Genomic DNA, 19798 nt, shown 5'->3' with positions numbered 1-19798 from the left:
ACTGTCAGCAGCCATGACATTTCATATTTCCTACCCCGCAGAGCTGCCCGTCTCCGAGCGCCGCGAGGACTTGATGGCGGCGATCGCCGCAAACCAGGTGACCATCATCGCCGGCGAAACAGGTTCCGGCAAGACCACGCAGATTCCCAAGATGTGCCTGGAACTCGGCCTCGGGGACAAGGGCCTGATCGGCCACACCCAGCCGCGTCGCCTTGCCGCGCGCACCGTTGCCGAACGCATCGCCTTCGAGATGGGCGTGGAGATCGGGCAGGAAGTGGGCTTCCAGGTCCGTTTCACCGGCGAGGTCAGCAAGGCTACCAAGATCAAGCTGATGACCGACGGCATCCTGCTGGCCGAGATCCAGCGGGACAAGCTGCTACGGAAGTACAGCGCCATCATCATCGACGAGGCACACGAGCGCAGCCTCAACATCGACTTCATCCTGGGCTACCTCAAGCGGATCCTGCCGCAAAGGCCGGACCTGAAAGTCATCATTACCTCGGCCACCATCGACCCCGAGCGTTTCGCGAAGCATTTCGGCAGCGAGGAAGAACCCGCGCCGATCATCGAGGTCTCGGGCCGGACCTACCCCGTGGAAATCCGCTACCGGCCGCTCTCCCAGCCAGCCGGTGGTGCATCCGGCGAGGATGAGGACGCGTCCGACGACGAGCTCGAGGAAGACCGCGACCCCCTCGACGCCGTGTGCGACGCCGTCGACGAGCTCGCGCTGGAGGCTCCCGGGGACATCCTGGTGTTCTTCTCCGGCGAGCGCGAGATCCGTGACGCCGCGGAAGCGCTGAACGGCCGGATCCAAGCCAACCGCAAGCTGGCGGGCACGGAAGTCTTGCCGCTGTTTGCCCGATTGAGCCTGCAGGAGCAGCACAGGGTCTTCAACCCGGGCGGCAAGCGGCGGATCATCCTCGCCACCAACGTCGCGGAAACGTCCCTGACGGTGCCCGGCATCAAATACGTCATCGACACCGGCACGGCCCGCATCTCGCGATACTCGCACCGCACCAAGGTGCAACGGCTGCCGATTGAGCGTGTCTCACAGGCATCGGCAAGCCAGCGTTCCGGCCGTTGCGGACGCGTGTCCGAGGGTATCGCCATCCGGCTCTATTCCGAGGACGACTTCGAGTCCCGCCCCCCGTTCACCGATCCGGAGATCCTGAGGACCAACCTTGCCGCCGTCATCCTGCAGATGACTGCCATGGGCGTTGCCCGCGGCCCCAAGGACGTCGAGAACTTCCCCTTCGTTGAGCCGCCGGACTCCCGTGCCATCAACGACGGCGTCACGCTGCTGCGCGAACTCGGCGCCTTGAGCGCTGCCCGCACGGGCGACGGCGGCCCTCCCCCAGCCGTCGACGGCCGCAACACGCGCGGGGGCGGCGCGGACAATCGCGGCGGTCTGACCGCCGTCGGGCAGAAGTTGGCGCAGCTCCCGGTGGACCCCCGGCTCGGCAGGATGATCGTCGAAGCCGGAAAACGCGGCTGCGTCAAGGAAGTCATGATCCTCGCGGCGGCCTTGACGATCCAGGACCCGCGCGAGCGCCCGACGGACAAGCAGCAGCTTGCAGCGGAGAAGCATGCACGCTTCCGGGACGAGAACTCGGACTTCACCGGATTCCTGAACTTGTGGAACTACATCCAGGAAAAACAGCAGGAGCTCTCCTCCACGCAATTCCGCCGGTTGTGCAGGAACGAGTTCATCAACTACCTGCGCGTTCGCGAATGGCAAGACCTCTTCCAGCAATTGCGCCAGCTCGCCAAGCCGCTGGGGATCACGATCGACAACAAGCGCGAGGCCGACCCCGTAGGCAACAACGAGGGAATCCACATCAGCTTGCTCTCGGGACTGCTAAGCCACATCGGCATGCTCGATGAACGCAAGCGCGAATACGCCGGAGCACGCGGCAGCCGTTTCGCCATCTTCCCGGGCTCGGCGTTGTTCAAGAAGTCGCCGGCCTTCGTCATGGCCGCGGAACTGGTTGAAACAAGCCGGCTCTGGGCACGCGTCGCCGCGAAGTTCGATCCTTTGTGGGCAGAGCAGGTTGCACCGGACCTCGTGAAGCGCTCCTACAGCGAACCCCACTGGTCCGCCCGGACGGCCTCGGTCATGGCCCACGAAAAGGTGATGCTCTACGGAGTCCCCATCATCCCGAACCGTCGCATCAACTACGGCAGGATCGATCCCGAGCTCTCCCGCGAACTCTTCATCCGGCACGCCCTCGTAGAGGGCGACTGGAAAACCCACCACAAGTTCTTCCACCGCAACCGCGCCTTGCTCCACGAGATCGAGGAACTCGAAACCCGGATGCGCCGCCGCGACATCCTCGTGGACGACCACACGCTCTTCGAGTTCTACGACGCCAGAATCGGCAAGGACGTGGTCTCCGAACGCCACTTCGACAAATGGTGGAAAGAAGCCCGTCAGCAGGACCCCACCTTGCTGGACTTCGACCAATCGCTGCTCATCAGCGAGGACGCCGAAGCCCTGGATGATTCCGCCTACCCGAAAACCTGGCTGCACAAGGGCTTTGAACTGCCTTTGAGCTACGAGTTCCATCCCGTGGCTCCCGGCTCGCCGCCCAATCCCTCGGACGGTGTCACAGCCGAGGTACCCGTGCTGTTCCTGAACCAGCTCGACGACGCCCCCTTCCGCTGGCAAATACCTGGCCAGCGGGTGGAGCTCGTCACGGCCTTGATCAAGTCGCTGCCCAAACACCTCCGCAAGAACTTCGTGCCTGCCCCGGATGTGGCCCGGCAGGCTGCCGCTGCCTTGGAAACCGACTTCGATCCTGCCTCGGACGATCTCGAAGCCTCGCTCGAGCTGGTGCTGCGCCGCATCCGCGGACACGTCATTCCTCCGGGATCGTGGAATTGGGACGCTGTCCCGGCCCATCTGCGCGTCAGCTTCAAGGTAGTGGACAGCCGCGGCAAGGTGCTCGACGAAGGCAAGGACCTCGGCGCGCTCCAGGAGCAGCTGGCCCCCGCGACCCGCCGCGCCATCGCCGAATCCCTCGGCGCAACACCCGCGACGACGGCACGGGCCCAGGCTCCGAAGGGCGCTTCCAGTTCCGGAGGTGCCGGCTCGCCCGGCGGAAACGGCAGCGGGGCGACCCCGCAGGGAGCCGGTTTCCTTTCCGAGCAGACCGGATTGACCGAATGGACCTTTGGAACTGTCGAGCGCCAGGTGACGCGGACGGTGAAGGGACATGATGTCACCGGTTATCCCGCTCTCGTGGATGAGGGCAAAACCGTTGCGTTGCGGGTGTTCCAGACCCGGGCTGAGCAGGAGTCGGCAATGCGCGGCGGCGTTATCCGGCTGCTCGCCCTTCGGGTTCCCGCGCCGGACCGCTACGTGCTGGAACACTTGAACAACACCGAGAAGTTGACGTTCAGCCAGAATCCCCATGGTTCGGTGAGCGCCTTGATCGCGGACTGCGTCCTCGCGGCCATCGACAAGCTGACTCCCGCCGAACTTCCCTGGGACAAGGCGGCGTTCGATGCCCTCTACGAGTTGGTCCGCGCGGAACTGATCGACACCGTCTTCACGGTGACCGCCGTCGTCGAACGCGTTTTGGGGAGCACCCGGCGGATCGAGAAACAGCTCAAGGGCAGCACGAGCCTCGCCTTGATCAGTGCCCTCAACGACATGAAGAGCCAGCTGGAGCAACTCGTTTTCCCCGGTTTTGTGGCACGGACGGGCTACGCCCAATTGAGCCAATTGCCCCGGTATTTGGCCGGAATCGAGAAGCGCCTCGAAAAGCTTCCGAACAACGTTCAGCGGGACGGGCTGAACATGTCCGTCGTGCAGGCATTGGAGGACGACTACGACGACGCCGTCTCCGCACTGTTGCCGGGCCGACGGGCAGGAGCCGAGTTAACCCGGGTGCGCTGGATGATCGAGGAACTGCGCGTGAGCCTTTTCGCCGTCGAACTCGGCACGGCCTACTCGGTCTCGGAAAAGCGCATCCGGACGGTTCTCAACCAGGCACTGGCCCCCGCATAGCTGCCGCGGCCCCAACGCTCGCTCACATATACAGCTCTTTCCGCCGACGCTCGCTCACATATACAGCTCTTTCCGCCGACGCTCGCTCACCAATACAGCCCGCTCAGCTATAGAGGCCATTCATGCCAAAGGTGAGCGAGCGTTTGAGAAAACACGAGCAAAGGTGAGCGGGCGTTTGAGAAAACACGAGCAAAGGTGAGCGGGCGTCGCCCGGCTTCAGTCCGCGGGAACGAACTCTCCGTGTCCGGCGGCGGCGAGGCCGGCCCGGAGTTTCGCGGCATTCGCGTCGAGCCGGGCGGGGTCCGGGTTGTGCTCCACGGTCCCGAAGTCGAAATCGGCCAGGGACGTTGCGGGGAAGACGTGCACGTGGAAGTGCTCCACTTCGAAGCCCACCACGGACAGTCCAGCCCGCGGCGCGCCAAACGCCTCCACTTGCGCCTTGCCGATTGTCTGCGCGACGGACATGACCTTGTTGAGGAGCCCAGGGGCGACGTCGGTCCAGCGGTCCACCTCTTCGCGCGGCACCACGAGGGTGTGGCCGTCGGTCAGCGGGGCGATGGTCAGGAAAGCAACTACGTCGTCGTCCTTCCAGACAAAGCGTCCCGGAATCTCGCCGTTGATGATCTTGGTGAACAGGGTGCTCATATGTCTGCCTTTTCCGAAGCGGGCTGAAGGGTCTTGGTATCGAGGACGAAACGGTATTTGACGTCGCCGGCAACCATGCGGTCGTAGGCTTCATTGAGTTGCCGGGCGGTGACAACCTCGACGTCGCTGACTACGCCATGCTCGGCGCAGAACTCCAGCATTTCCTGGGTTTCGGCAATGCCCCCGATCAACGAACCCGCGTAGGAGAGCCGGCGCCGGATCAGCGCGCCGGGACTGACCGGAGGCATGTCCGTGGGAGGAAGCCCCAATTGGAAGAGGGCACCGTTCAGCCGCAGGGCGCGGAAATACGGGTTCAGGTCATGCGGCGCTGCCACGGTGTCAATGATGACGTCGATGGAGCGGTTGGCGCCTTCCATGGCCTCCGGGTCCTTCGAGAGGATCACCTCGTCGGCACCGAGCTCGATCGCCGCCTCGAACTTGGCGTCCGACGTCGTGAAGACCACCACGCGCGCCCCCATCGCCTTCGCAATCTTGACCGCCATGTGGCCCAGTCCGCCGAGTCCGACGACGCCCACCACGTCGCCGTCTTCGACGTCGAAGTAGCGCAGCGGCGAGTAGGTGGTGATGCCCGCGCACAGCAGTGGCGCCGCCGCGGCCGGGTCGAGGCCCTCGGGCACGCGCAGCACGAAGCGGCGATCCACCACCACCGAGGTGGAGTAACCGCCCTGCGTGATGGCGTCGCCGTTCCGGGGGTCTTTCACCCCGTAGGTGCCGACGTTTCCGCGTTCGCAGTACTGCTCCAGGCCTTCGAGGCAGCTGCCGCATTCGCGGCAGGAGTCCACCAGGCAGCCGACGCCCACGAGGTCTCCGGGTGCGAAGTCGTCGACGGCGGAGCCCACGCTGCGGACCCGTCCCACGATCTCGTGGCCCGGGATTAGCGGATAGTTCTGGACACCCCATTCGCCCCGTGTCGCGTGGACATCGGAGTGGCAGAGGCCGCAGAAATCGATCTCGATCTCGACGTCGTCTTCCTTGGGAACGCGGCGGGCCACGGTCAGCGGGACAAGGCCGCTGACGGCCGACGTGGCGCCGTAGGCGGCCGCGAGCGTCGGCATTCCCTTCGCGGCCGCGGGCTTGGATGGCGAGGTGTCCGCCGTCTCGTCACCCACGACGAGCGGCTTGCCAAGGGGCGGAGGAACGGGGCGTCCGGGAGTCATGCCTCGACGCTACCCCTGCGGGCTGATTCTTTGCCACTCGGCGCCGCCACGCCCGCCGCCTTCACCGCAAGCCAAGACTCATTGCTCCGGAGTGCCCAGGGGCGCGGCTCCGGTGACGACGGGATTGGACTCGATCGAGGACCATTGCGAAAAGGAGCCCGGGAAGAGGGCTGCCCTGAATCCTGCGATCTCTAGGGCGGCGATCTCGTGGGCTGCCGTGACCCCTGAGCCGCAATAGACCGCTACCTTGCTGCCCTCGTCGATGCCCAAGGCAGAGAATCTTTCTCGGAGCTGCGCTGCGCGGAGGAATGTTCCGTCCGGTCCGAGGTTTCCGGCCGTGGGAGCGCTCAGCGCGCCGGGAATGTGTCCCGCGCGGGGATCGATGGGTTCGAATTCGCCGCGGTAGCGTTCCCCGGCCCGGGCGTCGAGAAGGATTCCACGGCTGTGCCAGTCCGCCGCCTCGTCCATGCTGATGGCGTCCATGTGGCCGTGTCCAAGCACGACGTCGCCTGGAACCGGCGGTTGCTCGTCCTGCGCCAGCGGATAGCCGGCCGCGCGCCAGGCGCCCAATCCGCCGTCGAGCAGGAAGACGGAATGGAAACCGGCGTCCCGGAGCAGCCACCACAACCGCGCCGCTGCGGTGCTGCCGCTGTCGTCGTACGCGACCACAGTGTCGCCGTCGTTGATGCCCCACGCACGGGCGCTCCGTTGCAGCGCGGCGGTGGGCGGCAACGGGTGCCGGCCTTGCCCTTCGGCCGTGGGATCGGCGAGTTCGTGATGCAGGTCCACATAGACTGCGCCGGGAAGGTGGGCCTGGCGGAAGTGCGAATGGCCGTGCGGATCGCCCAACACCCAACGGACGTCCAGCAAGACTGTCCGCTTGCCCGCGTCCATGCGGTCCTTGAGCGCGGCTACGTCAATGAGGGTGGCCATCAAATCTCCTTCGCTTTGCTGCTCCTACCGAACGACGTCGAAGCTGTTGCCGTGCAGCTGTCAACCGGCTACCAGCCTATCCTTGGGCGGCAGCCGCCGCCGGTAGGCTGGATCGGTGAGCACTCTACGCAACCAGGACCGGGCATGGGCCAGCGAGGCAATCCGACGCATCGAAGCCGAGAACAACCGCTCTGCGGACACGCACCTCTACGCGGTGCCGCTCCCCGAACACTGGGGTGTCCAGCTCTACCTCAAGGACGAGTCCACCCACCGCTCCGGCAGCCTCAAGCATCGACTGGCACGCTCGCTCTTCCTCTACGGCCTGGTCAACGGCTGGATCACGGAAGGGACCACCATCGTGGAGGCCTCCAGCGGGAGCACCGCAGTGTCCGAGGCATACTTCGCCAGGCTGATCGGGCTCCCGTTCATCGCCGTGATGACCCGGACCACCAGCCCCGAGAAGATCGCCCTCATCGAAGAGTTCGGCGGCGCCTGCCTCCTCGTGGACCACGCATCGGAGGTCTATGCCATGGCGGAAGAGGTGGCCCGGACGTCCGGCGGCTACTACATGGACCAATTCACCTTTGCCGAGCGCGCCACCGACTGGCGGGGCAACAACAACATCGCGGAATCGATCTTCGAACAGCTCGCCCTCGAGGAGCATCCCGTGCCCGAGTGGATCGTGGTGGGCGCCGGCACCGGCGGAACCAGCGCCACCATCGGCCGGTACCTGCGGTACCACTGCCACTCGACCCGGCTGGCCGTGGTCGATCCCGAAAACTCCGCGTTCTATCCCGGCTGGCGCGACGGCGTCCCGGACTACTCCACGGGCATGCCGTCCAGGGTTGAAGGCATCGGCCGGCCGCGCATGGAGCCCAGCTTCGTCCCGGCCGTCATCGACACCATGATCCAGGTTCCCGACGCCGCCTCCGTCGCCGCGATGCGGCACTTGCGCCGGCTGGCCGGACTGCATGCCGGGCCTTCCACGGGAACCAACCTCTGGGGTGTTTGCCAACTGGTTGCCGAGATGGTGGCCCAGGGAAAGCGCGGCAGTATCGTGTCGCTCATGTGCGACGCCGGCGATCGCTATGCGGGGAGCTACTACAATCCGGACTGGATCGCCGAGCGGGGCCTGGACCCTGCCCCGTACGAGGCCGTCCTGGCCGACTTCTTCGAGACAGGCACGTGGCCCGGCAGCATGTAGGCGGCGGACTAAGCTAGACCTCCACCGATTCCCGCGGCGACAACCTCGCATAGCTGGTACCGTACTTCGCGCCGATACGGGTTACGTGGCCTTCCACCAAACCGCGCCCGAGTTCGTTCAGCAGCCCGTCGTGGACCGGGTAGGCCTTGGGTGCGCGGACCGCGATCACGAAGTCCACCACCTCGCCGATTTTCGACCAGGGCGCGTGGATGGGCACCAGCAGGGTTTGTACGTCGATTCCGTCGGGGACGACGAACGAGTCGCCCGGGTGGAAGACGTTTGCGTCCACGAGGTAACCGATGTTGGCCACCACCGGAATCTGCGGGTGGATAAGGGCATGCTGCCCTCCGAAGGAACGAATCGCGAAGCCTCCGGCGTCAAAGGACGTGCCTGGTTCGACGGCGTGTACCCGGTCGCCGTCGTCGCCCGCCTTCGCGGCCAGATCGGAAGCGAGCCCCGCGGGCGCGTGCACCTGCAGCCCCGGGTTTCCCTTGAGTGCCGCGACGACGGCATCGGCGTCCACATGGTCCGCGTGCTCATGGGTGATCAGCACCGCGTGGGCACCTGCTAGGGCTTCCTCGGACTCGGAAAAAGTCCCGGGATCAATCACGAGGACCTGGCTGTCCTTTTGCAGGCGGACACAAGCATGGGTGAACTTGGTGAGCTTCATGCAGCCAGCCTAGGACGGGCCTCCCATGGTGTCCACGAACCGACGTCCGGGGACCGCCGGCTGGTAACGTTGGTGTTTGCGAACATCAATATCGAAATGAGTCCACGAATGTCACAGGGCGCCAATGCCGCCACGTCCGGGCCCGCAGCCGAGCCGCTTCCGGCCGCGAAGGATCCCGCCGTCAAGGAGCAGCGCGTCACCAAGCAACGACTGGCCGTCAGCGCCGCGCTGGACGAACTGGACGACTTCGTGAGCACCCAGGAACTGTACCGGCTGCTCCAGAACCAGGGCGTCTCGGTGTCCCTGGCCACGGCCTACCGGATCCTGCAGTCGCTTGCCGACGACGGACTCATCGATGTCCTTCGAAACGCCGACGGCGAAGCCGTCTACCGCCGCTGTGCGGTCACGGGCCACCACCACCATTTGCTATGCCGCAATTGCGGGAAGGCCGTCGAGGTGGAAGCTCCGGCCGTGGAGACGTGGGCAGCACGGGTCGCCGCCGAAAACGGCTACACCGAAGTGGCTCACACCGTGGAGATCTTCGGTCTCTGCCCGGAGTGCACTGCAAAGAAAGCAGCGGGCCTGCTCTAGCCGGCTACCGTCTGGTCTTCCACTGCCTGGCCCATGGCAGCGTGGGGGCGGACAATCCTGCCGTTGATACCCCGCTTGGCACGTACGTTGCCGATGATCCGGCACACCACATAAATCAGGAACGACAACGTGGTGACATACGGGCTGATGGGAATCCTGCTGCCGAGCGCCAGGAGGATCCCACCCACCGTGGCAGTGATCGCGAAGACCACGCTCAACAGGACCACGATCCGCGGCGAAGTGGTCACCCGCAGCGCAGCGGCGGCGGGCGTGATCAGCAAGGCCAGCACCAGAAGCGCGCCGACAATCTGGATGGACAAGGCAACGCTGACGCCGAGCAACACCATGAAGGCAATCGCCAGTCCACGGACGGGAACTCCCCGGGCTTCCGCCATCTCGGGGTCCACGCTCGCGAAGCTGAGCGGGCGCCATATCGCGGCGAGGGCGAGCATGACCACCACGGCCGTGCCGGCCAGGACCTGGAGCTGCACGGTATCCACCGAAACGATCTGGCCCGTCAGCAACCCGAACTTATTGGCCGCCCGGCCCTGGTAGAGGGCCAGGAACAAGATGCCCAGGCCCAGTCCGAACGGCATGATGACGCCAATGATCGAGTTCTTGTCCCGAGCCCGGACGCCCATCAGTCCCAGAAGCAGCGCAGCCGCGACGGACCCCGCGAGCGAACCGAAAATGATGTCCGCCCCGATGAGCAGGGCAAAGGAGGCACCAGCGAAGGACAACTCCGAAATGCCGTGCACCGCGAAGGCGAGGTCCCGCTTCATGACAAAGGTGCCTATGAGCCCGCCGAGCAGGCCGAGGACCGCACCGGCCCAGATGGAATTCTGGACCAGCGCCAGGAGTTCGCCGTAGTTTTCAAAGTTGAAGATGGTGTGCAGGATGCTGCCGAGATCCATTTAGTGGCCTTCTTCCACACCGGCGTGGGCGTCATCGTGGTAGTGGGTGGTGGCGTCCGGAAGCCCGACGACGACGATCCGGCCGTTCGCGCGAATGACCTCAACGCGGCTGTTGTAGAGCTCGGAGAGGACTTCGGTGGTCATGACCTCCTCCGGTGTTCCCACGCGGAACCTGCCGCCGGCGAGGTAGAGCACACGGTCGACGTAGTCGATGACCGGGTTGATCTCGTGGGTCACGAAGACCACTGCGCTGTTGCGCTCGTGGCATTGCCTGTTGATGAGGGAGCTCACGGCCTGCTGGTGGTGCAGGTCCAAGGACAGCAGCGGTTCGTCACAGAGCAGGAGTTCAGGTTCCGAGGCGAGGGCTTGCGCAACACGGAGCCGTTGTTGCTCTCCGCCGGACAATTGACCAACCGGCACGCGGGCGTAGTCACTCGCCCCCACTAAGTCCAGGAGGGCGTCGACACGCTCGTTGACGGCTTTCGCCTTGATCCGCAGGCCCCAGCGGTGGCCGTCGACGCCGAGGGAAACCAGGTCCCTGGCACGCAGGGGCGTATCCGGGGCAAAGGACTTCTGTTGCGGTACGTAACCGATCTTCCGGCTGCCGCGTTCCACGGGCTGTCCGGCCACGGTCACCGTCCCCGAGTGAAGCTGCTGCAGTCCGAGGAGGACTTTGAGGAAGCTGGTCTTGCCGCTGCCATTCGGACCGAGCACGGCGAAGAACTCACCCGCCTGGATGTCCACGTCGAGGTCCTTCCAGAGGGCCCGTTGGCCGAACTGGAGGCCCGCGCCGCGAAGGCTCACTACCGGTGTCAAAAAGATTCCTCGATCCATGGGGTTCGCGAAGCTATGAAGCTGGCGGCCTGCGCTTGGATGAACAGAGAGGGCCCCGCAGCCGCCCTGTACATCTTAGGACGATTGCGGGGCCCGCCTGTTCTTTGCCGCGTGCGTCCGCTTACTTGTTCAGGGCAGCGGCAACGTTGGCCACATTTTCCGTCATCCAGGCGACGTAGTCCTTACCCTCGGGAAGCGTCTCGGTGAAACCAATCACCGGGACACCGGCTGCGGCTGCCTCGGACTTCAGCTTTTCGGTCTCGGCGCTCGCGGTCTGTTCGTTGTAGGCCAGGAAGCGGACGGACTTCGAGGTAATCAGATCGCTCGTTTCCTTGACGGCTGCGGGCGGAACGTCCGAGCCGACCTCAATGGCGTGGCTGAATTCCTCGGGGGTCTTGTTCTCCAGGCCGGCCGCATCGAGCAGGTAGCCAGGGACGGGCTCCGTGATGGCTACGGGAGCGGAAGCCTTGGAGGCCTTGATTTCAGCCACTTTGGCGCTGAGCCCTGTCAACGAGGCCTTGAACTTGTCCGCGTTGGCCGTAAAGGTCTTGGCATCGGCAGGGTTCAGGCTTCCAAGCTTCGCAGCCACGGCATCGGCCATCTTCGCCATCGCGTCGAAGTTGTACCAAACATGCTCGTTGAACCCTTCCGGCACCGCGGACGGAGATGCGCCGGTGCTCGCCGCGGGAAGGAGCCCGGACACGTTGACGGCTGTGATGGTCTTGTCCGCTGCCACCTTGCTGTCATCGGCCAGCTTGCTGAAGAAGTCGTCGTAGCCCGCACCATTGTCGAGCACCAGCTGGGCCTTGGAGACTGCCAGCTTGTCCTGGGTGCTTGCCTCGTAGGAGTGCGGATCCTGGTTCGTCTTGCTGATGATGGAGGTGACGGACACCTTGTCACCGCCGATGCTCCTGGCGATATCGCCATACACGCTGGTGGAGGCGACCACGTCGATCACGCCGGAGGACGACGACGGCGCCGTCGCTGCGGGTGCCGCGCACCCGGCAAGCAGCACGGCGAACACCGCGCACGCGGCCGGCAAAGCGGTCAGGGAAGGACGGGCGGCACTACGACGCACGGGAAACCTCGGATCTACCGAATCAAGCACAACAGGGGACTCAATGAGTGTATCCATAAATGGGAATGATTCCTATTTAGAATTCCGAGCGCCTCTTGCCGTCCCCGTGGGGCCGGCAAGAGGTCACACCGATGAGGGTCCGCCCAGCCGCCGGATTCCGCGCGCCTGGGTGGCGTCACGGATCTCGCCCACAAGCTGCTCGATAACGTCCTCCAGGAACAACACACCCAGGGTCGCGCCGTCTGTCCCCACAACCCGGCCGAGATGCGAGCCGGTCCGTTGCATCACGGCCATGGCATCCTCGATCTCGTCTTCGGGTGCGAGGTTCACGAGTGACCGGATCCGGCTTTCCGCGATCGGATAGCGTCGTCCTTCCTCGGGGATGGAGAGCACGTCCTTGATGTGCAGGTAACCGGTCAACTCGCCGTCGTCGTCCAATACAGGGAACCGGGAGTATCCGGTGCGACTGACCGCTTTCTCGAGCTCGCGGGGCGTGGCACCGGGCTTGAGCATCACGAGCTTGCCGAGCGGCACCATGATGTGCGCCGCGGTGTGCTCGGAAAACTCCAACGCGCCGCTCAGCAGGCCGGCGTCGTCGTCCACCAGCCCGTGGCGGGTCGATTCCTGGACGATGGACTGCACCTCTTCGAGTGTGAACGACGAGGTCACCTCATCCTTGGGCTCGATCTTCATCAAGCGCAGGATGCGGTTGGCCAGCCAGTTCAACGTCCAGATGACGGGCTTCACGAAACGGGCGACGTGGACCAACGGCGGCGCCAGCAGCAAGGCCGCCTTGTCCGCCACGGAAACGGAGATGTTCTTGGGCACCATCTCGCCGAAGGTCACATGCAGGAACGTGACTGCCAGCAAGGCAACGGCAAACGCGATGACGTCTGACAATTCGACGGGGATGCCCACGGACTCCAGCGGCGCCCCCAGCAAGTGGTGGATGGCGGGCTCGGCCACGAGGAGAATCAGCAAGGAACACACGGTAATGCCGAGCTGGGCGCACGCCAGCATCAGCGAGACGTGCTCCATCGCGTACAGGGTGGTCTGCGCGCGCTTGGACCCGCGTTGGGCCAAAGGCTCAATCTGGCTGCGGCGCGCAGACATGACGGCGAACTCGGCGCCGACAAAGAAGGCGTTGCCGATCAACAGCACCACGAGCCAGAGGATTCCTGCCCAGTCGCTCATGCCGCACGTCCTTTACGGCTGGTTTTGGCCACGGGGTTGCCGATGGCATCGCCTGCCGAACCGCCCGAGCCCTTGCTCAGCCGCTTGTTGGCTTGCTTCCTGCTTTGCCATCCGCTTGAGTCGCTTTCGGCAGTGTCCTTATCGTCGTCGTCATCGTGTGTGTCCGGCGCGGCGGTGTGGAAGCAAATCCGGTCGATCCGGCGGCCGTCCATGCGGGTGACGGCAAGGGTGCCGCCGCCGGCCTCGACGACGTCGCCCACAATCGCGATCCGTCCAAGTTGGCTCATGACGTAACCGCCAACGGTTTCGTAAGCGGGGTCGTCGGGAACCGTGAGGCCCGGGATCTGCTCGCTGACCTCGTCCGGACGCAATAGTCCAGGGAAGTACCAATCCCCCGAGGCGCTCTGCAGCAATCCGGGCCGGACCTTGTCGTGCTCATCCGCCACCTCGCCGACGATTTCCTCCACGAGGTCCTCGAGGGTCGCGATCCCCGCGGTTCCGCCGTACTCATCAAGCACGACGGCGAGTTGCAGGTTGCCCTCGCGGAGTTCCAGAAGCAGGGCGTCCAGGTGGATCGTCTCGGGAACGCTGAGGACCTCGGACATGATGGCTCCGGCCTCGAGCCGGCTCCTGCGTTCCGACGGGACGGACACGGCTTTCTTGATGTGCACCACGCCCCGGATGTCGTCGGCCGATTCGCCGATGACCGGGAAGCGGGAATAGCCGGTCCGCCGGGCCGCTTCGATGATGTCCGACACCGGCTGATCGGCATCGATGGTCTCCATGCGGATGCGCGGGGTCATGACGTCGGCCGCCGTACGCGCGGAGAAGTTCAGGGTCCGGGCGACAAAGTTGGCCGTCCCGGCGTCGAGGGTTCCCAGCTCCGCGGAACGGCGCACCAGGGACGCCAGTTCAGAAGGCGAGCGGGCACCGGAGATCTCTTCCTTGGCCTCCAGCCCCACGAGGTTGAGCATCTTGTTGGAGAAGCCGTTGAGCACCACGATTGCGGGCTTGAACACCGCGGTGAACACCAATTGCGGGCGCGCCAGCGCGCGGCCGAGCGGAAATGCCAGGGCCAAGGCCATGTTCTTGGGGACGAGTTCGCCGATCAGCATCGACAGGGCGGTGGCGAACGTCATGGCCAGGACGAGCGACACGGACTGCGCGGCAGCCTCAGGCAGCCCTGCCCAGAGCAGCGGCCCGTGCAAGAGGGCGCCGACGGACGGCTCCATGACGAAGCCGGTGAGCAAAGTGGTGAGCGTGATTCCCAATTGGCAGCTCGAGAGCTGGGTGGAAAGGGATTTCAGGCATTTGAGCAACGCCGCGGCGGCGAGGTCGCCGCCGTCGACCGCTCTTTGGACCGTTGACTGGTCGAGCGCCACGAGCGAGAACTCGACGGCGACAAAGAAGCCGGTGCCCAGAATCAGGAGCACGCCGGCGAGAAGGAAAAGCCACTCCATTAGAGGCCGCCGGATGGTTCGAACGGCTGGAGCAGGGCACCGGAAGGGCTAAGGGCTGGTTGACCCGGCGGGGGTTGGTCGGACGCTGCGGATGAGCGATCCGCCGACCGGCCGGCTTGGAGCTCCGGTGTGCGATGGGCATGTGTACGGGCATTGCCGGCTCGGCGGGTGCGCTGCGCGGAGATTGCCCAACGGCGTCCCCTGCAGCTCCCAGGCCGGCACCTAGAATTACTGTCCATAAGAATTCAAGTCTACAGTCCGGCCGCGGCCCGACTTCACGCGGCTTCACCCTGCGGAGGCGAGGTTCCCGGCGTGTCAAACGGCCGGAAAAACCCGGGGAAGAAGAGCCCTCTCAAGAAGCGGAAGCTGGGCCAAATTGTGATCGACATGATTTAGGTCACCACTATTGGCAGATAGCCGCCGCTCGTCACTAGACTGGCTAAGGTCTGAGTTCGCGGGACCCAGACCCTGGCTCGCCTTTGCACCCCCTGCAGTTCCCCGGGCCAGCTGGAAATCAACACTCACGGAAGAGGCGTATTTCAAGTGCCAGAGCAGCCAAGCCACCGTCTACCCGAGGAATTTGGCGGAAACGAGTGGCTCGTTGACGAACTGTACGAGCGGTACCAGCAGGACAAGAATTCGGTCGACGCCAAGTGGTGGCCGCTTTTCGAGTCCTTCGATACCGCTGACGGCACTTCCTCCAACGGAACATCCGCAGCCCCTGCAAACCCTCCCACTCGCGAACTTCCTGTCGTGGCACAGGCCGCCGCATCGGCAATGACGCCGGTTGCGCCCGTGGTTGCCCCGGCAGCTGCACCTGCTCCGGCCGCTCCTGCAGCGCCGGTCAAGAAGGCTCCGGCCACTGTCGCCAAGGACGGCGCGCAGAATCCATCGGGCGGCAGCCAGTCCCGGCCGATCCCGGCACAGCTTCCCAAGAGCACCAAGGCTCCCACTCCCCCGGAAGAGGACGTCGTCTCCGTCCTCCGCGGTCCGGCCAAGGCCATCGCTTCCAACATGGTCATGAGCCTCGAGGTTCCTACCGCCACGAGCGTCCGGGCCGTTCCTGCCAAGCTCCTGATCGACAACCGCGTTGTCATCAATTCCAACCTTGCCCGCGCCCGTGGCGGCAAGGTCTCCTTCACCCACCTCATCGGCTACGCAGTGGTTCGCGCCCTGTCCCAGTTCCCGTCGATGAACGTGTACTACGACGAAGTAGACGGCAAGCCGGTTGCCGTGCAGCCCGCACACGTCAACTTCGGCATCGCCATTGACATGCCCAAGCCCGACGGCACGCGCCTCCTGATGGTTCCCAACATCAAGAAGGCCGAGACCATGAACTTCGCGGAGTTCTGGCACACCTACGAAGATCTCATCAAGCGCGCGCGCAACGGCAAGCTCACGGCGGACGACCACGCGGGCACCACCGTTTCGCTGACCAACCCCGGTGGCATCGGCACCGTGCACTCCGTGCCCCGGCTCTCCAAGGGCCAGGCCGCCATCATCGGCGTCGGAGCCCTCGACTACCCGGCTGAATGGCAAGGCGCCAGCGAGAAGATCATCGCCCAGAACGCCATCAGCAAGATCCTCACGCTGACCTCCACCTACGATCACCGGGTCATCCAGGGCGCCGGAAGCGGCGAGTTCCTCAAGCTCGTCCACCAGCTCCTCCTGGGCGCCCAGAACTTCTACGACGAGATCTTCGAAGCGCTGCGCATTCCTTACGAGCCCGTCCGCTGGAGCCCCGACCTCCAGGTCGACCCGGCTGACGAGATCAACAAGGTTGCCCGCATCCAGCAGCTGATCCACTCCTACCGGGTCCGTGGCCACCTCATGGCAGACACGAACCCGCTCGAGTACGTGCAGCGCAAGCACCCGGACCTCGACGTCCTGACGTATGGCCTCACCTTGTGGGACCTGGACCGCGAGTGGCCCACCGGCGGCTTCGGCGGCAGGCCGATGCTCAAGTTCCGCGACATCCTGGGCGTTCTCCGCGACGCTTACTGCCGGACCACGGGCATTGAATACATGCACATCCAGGAGCCTGAAGAACGCAAGTGGTTCCAGGACCAGGTGGAGCACCCGTACTCCAAACCGAGCCGCGAAGAGCAGCTGCGCATTGTCTCCAAGCTCAACGCTGCAGAGGCCTTCGAAACCTTCCTGCAGACCAAGTTCGTGGGCCAGAAGCGCTTCTCCCTCGAAGGCGGGGAATCGCTGATTCCGCTGCTGGACACCATCATTTCCGACGCCGCCGACGACGGACTCGACGAAGTCGCGATCGGCATGGCCCACCGCGGCCGCCTCAACGTACTCACCAACATCGCGGGCAAGACGTACGCCCAGGTGTTCCGCGAATTCGAAGGCACCCAGGACCCCCGCTCCGTTCAAGGTTCGGGCGACGTCAAGTACCACCTCGGCACCGAGGGCACCTTCACTTCGGACAACGGCAATGAGACCAAGGTCTACCTCGCCGCCAACCCGTCGCACCTTGAAGCCGTGGACTCCGTGCTCGAGGGCATCGTCCGGGCCAAACAGGACCGGCTGGACCAGGGCGAGGCGTTCCCCGTGCTGCCCATCATGGTCCACGGCGACGCTGCCTTTGCCGGCCAGGGCGTTGTGGCGGAGACGCTCAACCTGTCCCAGCTGCGTGGTTACCGCACCGGTGGAACCATCCACATCATCGTGAACAACCAGGTCGGTTTCACCACCGCACCGTCGTCGTCGCGTTCCTCGACCTACTCCACCGACGTGGCCAAGATGATCCAGGCCCCGATCTTCCATGTGAACGGCGACGACCCCGAGGCCGTCGTGCGCATCGCGCAGCTGGCCTACGAGTTCCGCCAGCGCTTCCACAAGGACGTCATCGTGGACATGGTGTGCTACCGCCGCCGGGGACACAACGAGGGCGACGACCCCTCGATGACGCAGCCGCTCATGTACAACCTCATCGAAGCCAAGCGCTCCGTCCGCAAGCTCTACACGGAATCCCTCATCGGCCGTGGCGACATCACCGAGGACGAAGCCGAACAGTTGCTGCGCGACTACCAGGAACGCCTCGAGCGTGTCTTCGCGGAGACCCATGCCGCGCAGACTTCGCCTATCCCGATCATCACGGCGGACTCCGCTGCGGTCTCGGACATCGAGCGTCCTATCGCCCAGCAGGCGGATTTCGGCACCAACGCGCCTGCCACCACGGCCATCTCGGCCGAAATGCTGCAGCGGATCGGCCAGGCGCACCTCGATATTCCGGAGGGCTTCACGGTCCACTCCAAGCTCAAGCAGCTCCTCGAGAAGCGCGAGCAGATGTCCCGCGAAGGCGGCATCGACTGGGGCTTCGGCGAGATCGCGGCCTTTGGTTCGCTCGTCATGGAGGGCGTCCCCGTCCGCCTCGCCGGCCAGGACTCCCGTCGCGGCACCTTCGTGCAGCGTCACGCCGTCTTCCACGACCGCGCGAACGGCAGCGAATGGATGCCGCTGGGCAACCTGAGCGACGATCAGGCCAAGCTGTGGATCTACGACTCCTTGTTGTCCGAATACGCAGCCATGGGCTTCGAGTACGGATATTCCGTGGAACGCCCGGACGCCTTGGTGTTGTGGGAGGCCCAGTTCGGTGACTTCGTCAATGGTGCGCAGACCATCATCGACGAGTTCATCTCCTCGGCCGAGCAGAAGTGGGGCCAGCGTTCCTCGCTCGTCCTCATGCTGCCCCACGGCTACGAAGGCCAGGGACCGGACCACTCGTCCGCACGCATCGAGCGCTTCCTGCAGCTTTGTGCCGAAGACAACATGATCGTGGCGAATCCGACCACCGCGGCCTCGCACTTCCACTTGCTGCGCCGGCAGGCCTACAGCCGTCCCCGCAAGCCGCTCATCATCTTCACCCCGAAGCAGCTTTTGCGGCTCAAGGGTGCGGCTTCTGCGGTGGAGGACTTCACCACGGGCGGCTTCAAGCCGGTCATCGGCGAACACGAGCCGCTTGAGGCCCAGAGCGTCGATCGCGTGATCCTGGTTTCCGGCCGTCTCTACTACGATCTTCTGTCGAACCGCCAGAAGACCGGCGACACCTCGACCGCAATCATCCGCCTGGAGCAGCTGTACCCGTTGCCCCAGGCCCAGATTGAGGCCGAACTGGCCAAGTACCCGAACGCCGATATCGTCTGGGCGCAGGACGAACCCGCCAACCAGGGTCCGTGGCCGTTCATCGGCCTGAACCTGCCGCAGGCACTGGACCGCTCGGTCCGGCTCGTGTCGCGTCCGGCATCGGCCTCCACGGCGGCCGGTTCCATGAAGCGCCACAGCGCCGAGCAGGCCACCTTGCTCAAGCAGGCATTCGAACGCAAGTAAGACGGCTGCTGCCCGGCTGGAGGTTCAATACCCGCTTCCAGCCGGGCAGTTCTGTTTAATGGAACAAGTGTCCGGCGATCAAGCCGCCCGGCCGGACACAGTGCAAGGACCGCAACGTTTGGTGAAGAGGTAACTGTGGAAGACAGGAAGCTGCGCATCGCAGCTGTTGGTGATGAACTACTCGCCGGGCTCGGTGACCCCAGGGCCTTGGGCTGGCTCGGAAGGGTTCTCGCGCGGACTCCCCAGGACTCCGTCCTGGTGGAGAGCTACTCTCTTCCCTGTCCCATGGAGGGCACTGAAGGCCTTGCGGGGCGCTGGCTCGACGAAGCCGGGAGACGCTTCAGCAACGTCCACGAAAACCGCCTCGTGATCGGACTGTCCGGCCGCGACATCGAATTCGGTGTCTCCACGGCGCGCAGCCGCCTCAACCTGGCCAACATCCTGGATGGGGCGTCCCAAAGCAACATCGAAGTATTCGTCGTCGGTCCGCCGCCCACGCTGGACCCGGCCAAGAACCGTCGGATCGCGGAACTCAACGCCGCATTCGCCGACGTCACCACCCGCCGCAACCACCAGTACGTCGACACGTTCTCGCCGTTGCTCAACCACGAACAATGGCGCACCGACCTCGCAGCGAATGGCGGTACACCGGGCCAAGCGGGCTATGGGCTCATGGCCTGGCTTGTGTTGCACCGCGGCTGGTTCCAGTGGCTGAGGATCGCCCAGCCGGAATAACCGGGGCCA

14 protein-coding genes are annotated in these 19798 nt (G+C 64.8%); 5 read left to right on the top strand and 9 right to left on the bottom strand.

From position 1 onward, the window contains the following. The first annotated feature begins 13 nt into the window (after positions 1-13). On the top strand, positions 14-4012 hold the full coding sequence (gene hrpA / locus ACSBOX_RS07235; RefSeq protein ID WP_442545429.1) for an ATP-dependent RNA helicase HrpA: 3999 nt from the start codon (positions 14-16) through the stop codon (positions 4010-4012). 216 nt (positions 4013-4228) lie between these two features. Here hrpA and ACSBOX_RS07230 read toward each other — a convergent pair whose 3' ends face one another. The 3 genes from ACSBOX_RS07230 to ACSBOX_RS07220 all read right to left on the bottom strand — a co-directional run bounded on the left by ACSBOX_RS07230 (position 4229) and on the right by ACSBOX_RS07220 (position 6768). Then, positions 4229-4657, bottom strand: a complete 429-nt coding sequence (locus tag ACSBOX_RS07230) for an HIT family protein (RefSeq protein WP_442545428.1) — start codon at positions 4655-4657, stop codon at positions 4229-4231. Beyond that, the gene (locus tag ACSBOX_RS07225) at positions 4654-5835 is read right to left on the bottom strand and encodes an NAD(P)-dependent alcohol dehydrogenase (RefSeq protein ID WP_442545427.1); all 1182 of its coding nucleotides are present in this window, start codon (positions 5833-5835) and stop codon (positions 4654-4656) included. Before ACSBOX_RS07225 ends, ACSBOX_RS07230 begins: the two co-directional genes overlap by 4 nt. A gap of 78 nt (positions 5836-5913) precedes the next feature. Further along, positions 5914-6768 (bottom strand): sulfurtransferase, encoded by an 855-nt coding sequence (locus ACSBOX_RS07220; protein ID WP_442545426.1) that lies wholly within the window; start codon positions 6766-6768, stop codon positions 5914-5916. Between the two features lie 115 nt (positions 6769-6883). Here ACSBOX_RS07220 and ACSBOX_RS07215 point away from each other — a divergent pair, with 115 nt between their 5' ends. Beyond that, positions 6884-7972 (top strand): PLP-dependent cysteine synthase family protein, encoded by a 1089-nt coding sequence (locus ACSBOX_RS07215; protein WP_442545425.1) that lies wholly within the window; start codon positions 6884-6886, stop codon positions 7970-7972. 13 nt (positions 7973-7985) lie between these two features. On the opposite strand, the gene ACSBOX_RS07210 is transcribed toward ACSBOX_RS07215, so the two are convergent. Continuing rightward, a complete protein-coding gene (locus tag ACSBOX_RS07210) occupies positions 7986-8642 on the bottom strand; it encodes an MBL fold metallo-hydrolase (RefSeq protein ID WP_442545424.1) in 657 nt (218 codons plus the stop codon). Between the two features lie 108 nt (positions 8643-8750). Here ACSBOX_RS07210 and ACSBOX_RS07205 point away from each other — a divergent pair, with 108 nt between their 5' ends. Continuing rightward, positions 8751-9233, top strand: coding sequence for a Fur family transcriptional regulator (locus ACSBOX_RS07205; RefSeq protein WP_442545977.1), 483 nt, complete (start codon positions 8751-8753; stop codon positions 9231-9233). Here ACSBOX_RS07205 and ACSBOX_RS07200 read toward each other — a convergent pair. The 5 genes from ACSBOX_RS07200 to ACSBOX_RS07180 all read right to left on the bottom strand — a co-directional run bounded on the left by ACSBOX_RS07200 (position 9230) and on the right by ACSBOX_RS07180 (position 14713). Beyond that, positions 9230-10147, bottom strand: coding sequence for a metal ABC transporter permease (locus ACSBOX_RS07200; protein WP_442545423.1), 918 nt, complete (start codon positions 10145-10147; stop codon positions 9230-9232). The two genes, ACSBOX_RS07205 and ACSBOX_RS07200, sit on opposite strands and share 4 nt — an antisense overlap. Next, positions 10148-10981 (bottom strand): metal ABC transporter ATP-binding protein, encoded by an 834-nt coding sequence (locus tag ACSBOX_RS07195; protein WP_442545422.1) that lies wholly within the window; start codon positions 10979-10981, stop codon positions 10148-10150. Between the two features lie 121 nt (positions 10982-11102). Continuing rightward, positions 11103-12116: a metal ABC transporter solute-binding protein, Zn/Mn family gene (locus ACSBOX_RS07190; protein WP_442545421.1), complete on the bottom strand. Its 1014-nt coding sequence runs from the start codon at positions 12114-12116 to the stop codon at positions 11103-11105. A 66-nt stretch (positions 12117-12182) separates the two neighbouring features. Continuing rightward, the gene (locus ACSBOX_RS07185) at positions 12183-13253 is read right to left on the bottom strand and encodes a hemolysin family protein (protein WP_442545420.1); all 1071 of its coding nucleotides are present in this window, start codon (positions 13251-13253) and stop codon (positions 12183-12185) included. Further along, a complete protein-coding gene (locus ACSBOX_RS07180) occupies positions 13250-14713 on the bottom strand; it encodes a hemolysin family protein (RefSeq protein WP_442545419.1) in 1464 nt (487 codons plus the stop codon). The genes ACSBOX_RS07185 and ACSBOX_RS07180 overlap by 4 nt, the downstream gene beginning before the upstream one ends. Before the next feature lie 543 nt (positions 14714-15256). Here ACSBOX_RS07180 and ACSBOX_RS07175 point away from each other — a divergent pair. Both ACSBOX_RS07175 and ACSBOX_RS07170 read left to right on the top strand, forming a co-directional pair. Further along, positions 15257-19054: a multifunctional oxoglutarate decarboxylase/oxoglutarate dehydrogenase thiamine pyrophosphate-binding subunit/dihydrolipoyllysine-residue succinyltransferase subunit gene (locus ACSBOX_RS07175; RefSeq protein ID WP_442545418.1), complete on the top strand. Its 3798-nt coding sequence runs from the start codon at positions 15257-15259 to the stop codon at positions 19052-19054. A 135-nt stretch (positions 19055-19189) separates the two neighbouring features. Further along, a complete protein-coding gene (locus ACSBOX_RS07170) occupies positions 19190-19789 on the top strand; it encodes a GDSL-type esterase/lipase family protein (protein ID WP_284751260.1) in 600 nt (199 codons plus the stop codon). The last annotated feature ends 9 nt before the right edge of the window (positions 19790-19798 follow it).

This window comes from Arthrobacter sp. KN11-1C (assembly GCF_052180225.1).
GTDB lineage: Bacteria > Actinomycetota > Actinomycetes > Actinomycetales > Micrococcaceae > Arthrobacter.
This window is presented reverse-complemented; position numbering and strand designations above follow the sequence as displayed.

What these genes read in the sequence shown, in the direction of transcription:
- hrpA (WP_442545429.1), top strand. Translation starts at nt 14, where the DNA reads ATGACATTTCATATTTCCTACCCCGCAGAGCTGCCCGTCTCCGAGCGC.
- ACSBOX_RS07230 (WP_442545428.1), bottom strand. Translation starts at nt 4,657, where the DNA reads ATGAGCACCCTGTTCACCAAGATCATCAACGGCGAGATTCCGGGACGC.
- ACSBOX_RS07225 (WP_442545427.1), bottom strand. Translation starts at nt 5,835, where the DNA reads ATGACTCCCGGACGCCCCGTTCCTCCGCCCCTTGGCAAGCCGCTCGTC.
- ACSBOX_RS07220 (WP_442545426.1), bottom strand. Translation starts at nt 6,768, where the DNA reads ATGGCCACCCTCATTGACGTAGCCGCGCTCAAGGACCGCATGGACGCG.
- ACSBOX_RS07210 (WP_442545424.1), bottom strand. Translation starts at nt 8,642, where the DNA reads ATGAAGCTCACCAAGTTCACCCATGCTTGTGTCCGCCTGCAAAAGGAC.
- ACSBOX_RS07205 (WP_442545977.1), top strand. Translation starts at nt 8,751, where the DNA reads ATGTCACAGGGCGCCAATGCCGCCACGTCCGGGCCCGCAGCCGAGCCG.
- ACSBOX_RS07200 (WP_442545423.1), bottom strand. Translation starts at nt 10,147, where the DNA reads ATGGATCTCGGCAGCATCCTGCACACCATCTTCAACTTTGAAAACTAC.
- ACSBOX_RS07195 (WP_442545422.1), bottom strand. Translation starts at nt 10,981, where the DNA reads ATGGATCGAGGAATCTTTTTGACACCGGTAGTGAGCCTTCGCGGCGCG.
- ACSBOX_RS07190 (WP_442545421.1), bottom strand. Translation starts at nt 12,116, where the DNA reads ATGGATACACTCATTGAGTCCCCTGTTGTGCTTGATTCGGTAGATCCG.
- ACSBOX_RS07185 (WP_442545420.1), bottom strand. Translation starts at nt 13,253, where the DNA reads ATGAGCGACTGGGCAGGAATCCTCTGGCTCGTGGTGCTGTTGATCGGC.
- ACSBOX_RS07180 (WP_442545419.1), bottom strand. Translation starts at nt 14,713, where the DNA reads ATGGAGTGGCTTTTCCTTCTCGCCGGCGTGCTCCTGATTCTGGGCACC.